At 51.0% G+C, this 4,963-nt stretch carries 4 protein-coding genes; all 4 read left to right on the forward strand.

Annotated elements, in window-relative coordinates; genetic code table 11:
* Positions 1-2,449: CBS domain-containing protein (locus A4E54_RS03340; RefSeq protein ID WP_286724369.1), on the forward strand; the 2,449-nt coding region annotated here is incomplete at its 5' end.
* Positions 2,442-3,074, forward strand: a complete 633-nt coding sequence (locus tag A4E54_RS03345) for a site-2 protease family protein (RefSeq protein ID WP_286724370.1) — start codon at positions 2,442-2,444, stop codon at positions 3,072-3,074. The genes A4E54_RS03340 and A4E54_RS03345, both read left to right, overlap by 8 nt.
* A 25-nt stretch (positions 3,075-3,099) precedes the next feature.
* The gene (trpS, locus tag A4E54_RS03350; protein WP_286724373.1) at positions 3,100-4,086 is read left to right on the forward strand and encodes a tryptophan--tRNA ligase; all 987 of its coding nucleotides are present in this window, start codon (positions 3,100-3,102) and stop codon (positions 4,084-4,086) included.
* A gap of 98 nt (positions 4,087-4,184) precedes the next feature.
* Positions 4,185-4,817: a DUF2953 domain-containing protein gene (locus A4E54_RS03355; RefSeq protein WP_286724376.1), complete on the forward strand. Its 633-nt coding sequence runs from the start codon at positions 4,185-4,187 to the stop codon at positions 4,815-4,817.
* Positions 4,818-4,963 lie beyond the last annotated feature (146 nt).

Below are 4,963 nucleotides of genomic sequence, written 5' to 3' on the forward strand. Positions count from 1 at the left end.
GCGGTTGGTTCTGGTGGATACCAAGTCTCCCGGAAGGCTGGCCAATATGGCTGTTATTCTTAAGAAGCCGGGTGTGGAAATACATATATACGACCACCACCCGCGAGAAGCCGGTGACGTATCGGGTACGGTCGAGGTGGTGGAAATGGTCGGGGCGGCAACCACCTTGCTGGTGGAAAAGATCAGGGAGCGGGGACTGGAGATTACACCGCTGGAAGCGACTATACTCTCTCTGGGTATTTACCAGGACACCGGTTCACTGGTCTATTCAGGCACAACGGCCAGAGACGCGGACGCGGTGGCTTATTTGCTCTCTAACGGCGCGAATCTGGCCGTTGTGGCGGAATTCTTGGACCGGCCGTTTACTGTTGACCAGCGTATACTATTGAGAGACCTGCTTTCTTCAGCGGAACATATTCAAGTCAACGGGATAAAATTATTAATCGCCAAAGGGAATGTTGATGAATTTGTTGGCGGACTTGCCGTCTTAACCCATAAGCTTGCTGAATTTGACCGGCCGGATGCGGTTTTTACCGTGGTGGAGATGGATGACCGGGTCCATGTAGTCGCCCGGAGCAGTGTGCCGGAAGTAAATGTTAGAGAAATACTGGGTACCCTGGGCGGCCGGGGCCATAACGCCGCGGCTTCGGCCTCAATAAAGAAAGCCAGTATGGAAGAAGTGACCGGTAAGCTATTGGACGCTATCCAGTTGAAAGTAAAGCCGCCGGTTACAGCGGCTGCTATTATGAACAGCCCGGTCAAGACGATTACGCCTGAAACGGTTATCAATGAAGCGGAAAAAGTCATGTTGCGCTATGGTCATACCGGCTTGCCGGTGGTGAAGGACGGCCGGATGGTGGGAATCATCTCCCGCCGCGATGTGGAGAAAGCGGCTCATCATGGCCTGGGGCACGCCCCGGTTAAAGCGTTTATGACCAGCAAACTGGTGTCTGTCGGTCCGCAAGCGCCGGCTTCGGTAGTGCGTGACTTGATGATTGAGCATGATATCGGCCGGCTGCCGGTAATCGAAAATGGGAAGCTGGTGGGGATCGTTACCCGCTCTGATGTTCTGCGCACGCTCCACGGCGGCGGTGAACCAAGCCGTTTCCGGACAGTTAAGACAGGCCGCGCTCAAGCAATCTCGCCTGTGAACATACGGGAATTAATGTGCCATAACCTGCCGGCTGATTATATGGAGATATTAAAGTGGGCGGGTGAAACAGCTCCGTCTATGGGAGCCAGGGTATACGCCGCCGGCGGCATAGTCCGCGACCTGCTCCTGGGCATAGAGTGCCTGGATATTGATTTGGTGGTGGAAGGGGACGGTATTGAACTGGCGCGGGCCGTAAGCAAAGAGCATCAGGGGCGGTTGCGTGAACATAATCAGTTCGGCACGGCAAAAATATTATTTCCCGACGGCAGGCAGGTAGACGTAACCACATCAAGAATTGAATTTTATCAGTACCCGGCGGCCATGCCCCAGGTGGAGGCTTCATCCCTGCGTCAGGATCTTTACCGCCGTGACTTTACAATCAATGCAATGGCGGTTTCGGTTAATAAAGAAAGCTTCGGTGATGTGGTCGACTACTTCGGCGGCAGGGAAGATCTGGAACGCGGTCTTATCCGGGTGTTGCACAATTTGAGCTTCGTGGAAGATCCCGTGCGTGTTTTACGGGCGGTGAGATTTGAGCAGCGCTACTATATGAGCTTGGAGTCTCATACGCTCAAACTGGCGAGGGAAGCAATACGCGATAATATGCTGGCCAGGGTTTCCGCGGAGCGAATTTGGGAAGAACTAAAACATGTCTTTCTGGAACCAAGGCCTGGCTTGGCGCTAGCCCGCTTTATGGAGCTGCAGTTGTGGCCGTCCTTGTTTCCTGGAGTGGACCCCGAAAAGGTGCGGCCTATTCTAAGTGAAATCGAACGGTCATTGAAATTGCTGCGCTATTGGGATGCAGTAGAGCTTGGTGAAATATGGATGATTTACTTTTTGGCGGTTCTGCACTTTTCGGACTGGACCGTGGCGTCCGAGGTTTGCCGGCGTTACCATTTAAGCAAGCGCCAGACGAATAAAGTGGCGGCCGCGCTGGGTGGTTGGCGCAGTCTGCTGAAAAACCTGCAAGAACCTTTTGGGGTTTCCATGAGTGAATTGGCTAGACAGGTGCAATCGGTGCCCGGCGAGGTTTACCCGTTGATATTGTGTTACCTCACCAACAATTCGGCAAAAAAACGTTTTCGGCATGTGCTTAACACTATCTGTTGCAATAAACCTTCAATTAACGGCAAGGAATTGCGGCTGCTCGGGTATAAACCGGGGCCGCAATATAAAAAGGTTATGGAAGCGCTATGGCAGGCTCGCCTGGATGGAGCAATCCGCAGCAGGCAGGAAGAGCTTGATTACGTCAAGGAGTACCTTGTAAAATCCGAAGGAGCGAAAGAAAGTGTTTAATTTCCCTAGTCTCCAAGACATCGCTATGATGCTGCCGGCTGTTGTTTTAGGTTTGACCTTCCATGAGTATGCCCACGGTTGGACGGCTGACCGGCTTGGTGACCGGACCGCCCGTTATCAGGGGCGTCTCACGCTCAACCCGGTGGCGCATATAGATCCGATTGGTCTGCTTCTTTTGTTTTTCGCGGGTTTTGGCTGGGCCAAACCGGTGCCCGTAAATCCCTATAATTTAAAGGTTGATCAAAGACAGGGCATGCTGCTGGTAGCCCTGGCCGGCCCGGTGACGAACATGTTGCTGGCCGTCATTTCCGCAGTTGTTTTCGGCGCCCTGGTTGGTTTGAACCTGCCTTATTTCAGAGGGATCATGCAGTATATGATCCAGATCAATGTGGTCTTGGCGGTATTCAATTTAATTCCGATCCCGCCGCTGGACGGCTCGAAGATCCTGGCCGGCATTTTGCCGGGACGGCAGGAGTGGTTGGACCAGCTTGAGCAGTACGGGTCGATAGTATTGATATTACTTGTTTTTACCGGGTTAATCGGCATTGTCTTTAGGATTTTGGTCAACCCGATTTATAGTATGTTAAGCGCGCTGGCGAGGGCTGTTTCCCGCCTGGTGATGTAATGTGAAAGAGAAGGGAGAGGTAACAATGTCGAAAGGAATAATTGTCAGCGGTATGCGTCCAACGGGCAAGCTCCACCTTGGCCACCTGTATGTTTTAGAAAATTGGGCCAGGTTGCAAAGCGAATATGATTGCTATTATTTTGTGGCTGACTGGCATGCTCTCAGCACGTCATTTGAAGATAACTCGTCCATGCGGGATAACACGAGAGAAATGGTGACGGACTGGCTGGCGGCGGGGCTGGATCCGGAAAAAAGCGTGATTTTCGTCCAGTCTGATATATTGGAGCACGCTGAACTGCACTTGATTTTTTCCATGATTACACCTCTATCCTGGCTGGAAAGGGTGCCGACTTTTAAAGACCAGGTGCAGCAGCTGAAAGAACAGGGGAAAGACATCAATACCTACGGCTTTCTCGGATACCCCTTGCTCCAGGCGGCGGATATTCTAATGTATAAGGCAGACGCGGTGCCGGTTGGGGAGGATCAGTTGCCGCACCTGGAGTTGTGCCGTGAAGTAGCCCGCCGGTTTAACTACCTGTACCGTCCGGTATTTCCCGAACCGCAAGGTCTTGTGGCCAGGGTGCCGTTGCTGCCGGGCATCGACGGCCGCAAAATGAGCAAGAGCTACCATAACGACATCGCGCTTGGCGCGGAGACGGATGTGATAAAAGAAAGGGTTAACGCCATGATTACCGATCCGGCCCGTATTCGCAAGACCGACCCGGGTCACCCGGAAGTATGCATTGTCCACGAGTATCACAGTATTTACGCGGCAGACAAGCTGGCCGGTTTGGAAGATGAATGCCGCGGCGGCAGGACCGGTTGCGTGGCTTGCAAAAAATTGCTCGCCGCGAGCATTGAGGAGGTAATGGCTCCTATCAGAGAGCGGCGGGCGGAGATATTAAAGCGGCCGGGTTATGTCGATGAGATTCTCGCCGAGGGAGCCCGGAAGGCCAAAGCCAAGTCTGTTGAGACAATGAAAGAGGTGCGGGAGGTTGTGTTTAACGATTAAGAACAACTCACTAAATTTGGAATCTTAGTTTTGAAGAATCAAGTACTTTTTGCATAGACCAGGGACGTTGTGGAAAAATAATGCAGAGGTGGGGTCAGGTGGGCAAGGTTTTCCTTGTTTTCTTGATGTTATTAATCCTTCTTCTGCTTTTTCTTTTCCTGACCGTTGTCCGGGTGAAGGTGAGTTATTCGAGACGGGGAAGGGATGATCGGTTTGCTGTGGGGGTTTCCGCATGGCGTGGGTTGATCCATTATACTTTTGAGCTTCCTGAAATAAAAATTGAAAAGAAAAAGCGCTGGCCGGCGATAATGACAAAAACGAAGGTTGAACAAAAAGACGGAGATGTGCCGGATAAGAGGGAGAATGTAATTTCACTGCCGAAGTTTATGCGCACTGCATCCGGTATTGCTGATATAATGCGTTTGTATGGCAAGTACATTTTTGAATTCTTGAAAAAAGTACGTTTGCGCCGGCTAACTTGGTATACGGAAATAGGGACAGGCGATTCCTCTCAGACCGGTTTGCTGACGGGGGCGGTCTGGGGGTTGAAAGGAATAGTGTTAACAGCGTTTTGCCGTATTCTTTCTCCTGGCGGGGCGACACCGGCGGTGGAAGTGCGGCCCCGTTTTGATAAAGCCTGTTTTAACACTGTGTTGGATTGCGCTTTTGAGGTAAGGCTTGGCCATCTTTTTATTACCGGTATAAAATATTTTATTGCTAAACATAAATAGAAAATTGGCGGAAAAAACGTGAAGCATGGACACAGGATTTTGCTTTATTTAAAAAAGTCGTATCACCTTAGAGGAAGTATTTTCTTTTTGCAGAATTTTAAAATAAAATATTACGCTGAGGTGATGAATTATATGAGGCTTTTGAC

The sequence above is a fragment of the Pelotomaculum sp. PtaB.Bin117 genome (genome assembly GCF_002067195.1).
GTDB classification, from domain to species: Bacteria; Bacillota; Desulfotomaculia; order Desulfotomaculales; family Pelotomaculaceae; genus Pelotomaculum_D; species Pelotomaculum_D terephthalicicum.

Bases quoted from the DNA above. Each gene is read 5' to 3' on its own strand.
- trpS (WP_286724373.1), top strand. From the start codon at position 3,100: ATGTCGAAAGGAATAATTGTCAGCGGTATGCGTCCAACGGGCAAGCTC.